This window comes from Halolamina salina (assembly GCF_042678005.1).
Taxonomy (GTDB): Archaea; Halobacteriota; Halobacteria; order Halobacteriales; family Haloferacaceae; genus Halolamina; species Halolamina salina.
Map to the genome: position 1 here is coordinate 8245 of NZ_JBHUDH010000117.1, position 2395 is coordinate 10639.

At 67.1% G+C, this 2395-nt stretch carries 2 protein-coding genes; one reads left to right on the forward strand and one right to left on the reverse strand.

The window, feature by feature from the left end; all coding sequences use genetic code 11:
* Window positions 1–696, reverse strand: a 696-nt coding sequence (locus tag ACFR9S_RS10455) for a ribonuclease Z (RefSeq protein ID WP_379818575.1), incomplete at its 3' end; no start/stop codon positions are given.
* Window positions 697–858: 162 nt separating this feature from the next.
* Between ACFR9S_RS10455 and ACFR9S_RS10460 the strand changes: the two genes are divergently transcribed.
* Window positions 859–2395, forward strand: a 1537-nt coding sequence (locus tag ACFR9S_RS10460; protein ID WP_379818577.1) for a DUF4382 domain-containing protein, incomplete at its 3' end; no start/stop codon positions are given.

Here is a 2395-nt window from a genome sequence, read left to right on the forward strand (position 1 = left end):
CGCGTCGTGGATCAGCAGGTCCGGCTCGTCGGCGACTTCGACGGTCGACTCGACGGGCCGAGTGTCGCCGGTGTACACCAGCGAGCGGCCGGGTCGGGGGTCGCCGACGACCTGCTCAGGCTCGATGACGCGGCCGTCGTCGAGTTCGACCGTCTCCCCCTCGTGAAGCTTGCCGTAGGCCGGGCCGGGCGGGATATCCAGTTCTTCCTCGGCTTTCTCGCGCATGAACCGCCCCTTCCGGTCGTCCTCGATCAGCGCGTACCCCTGCGAAGTGGTGCGGTGTTCGGTCTCGAACGCGCGGATCTCGAACGCGTCGCCGTCGATGGCGACGTTGCCGGGCGCGACCTCGTGGATCCGGACCGGGAACCCGGTGTCGTGCCCGCCGGCGCCGATCAGGTCACGTATCTGCCGGCGCGAGCCGGGCGGGGCGTGGATCGCCAGTGCGCCCGTGCGGTCCTGGAAGTCCCACGTCTGGAGCAGACCGGGCAGCCCGAGGATGTGGTCGCCGTGGAGATGCGTGAGCAGCACGTGCTCCACGTCGAACCCGGTGTTGAACCGCATCATCTGCCGCTGGGTCCCCTCGCCGCAGTCGAAGAGGAACCGTTCGCCCTCGCGGTTCACCATCACCGCGCTCGGGGCCCGCCGCGTCGTCGGCACCGCCCCGCTGGTGCCGAGGAACGTCGTCCGGAGAGTCATGGCTGTGGGTGGTTCGGGCGGCGGTTTACCGCTGTCGACTCGGCGAACGCCTCAGCCGGCCGGTTCCCGCCGGTCTCGCGGGCTTTATTCGACTGAAACGGCCCCCATCCGGCTGAAACGCTACTGGGGGTTATCCCGCTCGAGCGAGTAGGGTGGAGCACGATGAAACGCCAGACTGTAGCGACGGTTCTCGCCGCGGCCATGCTCCTCCTCGCGGGGTGTGGCTCCGGCGTCGCTCCGGGCGGGAGCGACGGTAGTGGGGAGGGGACGGTCAACATGTACATCAGCGACCAGAACAACGCGATAGACGACTTCGAGCACCTCAACGTCACGGTGACTCAGATCGCGGCCCACCGCGTCGACGACTCCGAGGGCGACGCCGAGGAGTCGGAAACCGAGGTTTCAGAGACTGAGGTCTCCGAGACCGAGGAGATCGACGCCGAGGACGACGGCTGGGTCACGCAGGACGTCGACAACGTCACCGTCGACCTGACCGAGCTACAGGGCAACAACGCCACGGTCGTCGGGCAGATCGACGCGCCCAACGGCACCTACGACAAGGTGTTCGTCCACATCAGCGACGTGAACGGCACGCTGACGGACGGCTCCTCGACCAACGTGAAGCTGCCGAGCAGCAAGCTCCACCTCAACGAGGAGTTCACCGTCGGTAACGGCGAGGAGATCGACTTCGTGTTCGACATCACCGTCGTGAAGCGCGGCCAGTCGGGCAGCTACAACATCCAGCCGGTCGCGAGCGAGTCCGGCCCCGATCAGGAGATCGAGGAGCGCCCCGCCGCGAAGCAGGGCGACCGTGACGACGAGGACGAGGACGAGGAGGCCGAGACGGAGGCGACGACGGAGACGGCGACAGCGACGACCGAGACGAGCGCGAGCCTCGACTTCTACGTCAGCGACGAGCGCAACGCCATCGCCGACTTCGACCACCTCAACGTCACCATCGAGAAGGTCGGCGTCCACCGTGTCGACGACGGCGGCGAGAACGAGAGCGCGTGGGTCGAGAAGGACGTGAACAACGTCACCGTCGATCTGACCGAGCTTCAGGGCGCAAACGCCTCGAAGCTCGGGACCCTCGCGGTCCAGAACGGCACCTACGACAAGACGTTCGTCCACATCGCCGCGATCAACGGCACGCTGAACGACGGCACCTCGACGAACGTGAAGCTGCCGAGCAACAAGCTCCAGCTCAAGAAGGAGTTCACCGTCGGTAACGGCGAGGCGGTCGACTTCGTGTTCGACATCACCGTGTTCAAGGCGGGCAACTCCGGGAAGTACATCCTCAAGCCGGTCGTGGGCGAGTCCGGCACGGGCGACCAGGTCGAGATCGAGGAGAAAGACGACCGACCTGAGGAGGCCGAGGAGAACGAGACTGACGACGACGAGGCAGAACAGCCCCTCGAACTCTCCCTCGACGGCAACGCGACCGCCGGCGAGAACGTGACCGTGACGGTCACCCAGAACGGCAGCGCCGTCACCGGCGCCGTCGTGACCGCAAACGGCGAGGAGATCGGCGAGACGGGCGAGAACGGCACCATCGTCGTGGCCGTGCCCACCGACGCCGAGGAACTCGAACTCGCGGCCGAACGCGGCGAGGCCGAGGGTGAACTCGAGGTCGCCGTCGAGACGACCGGGAAGACCGGCTGCGAGATGGAGGCGCTGCAGGGCGTGACGACCGGGCTGA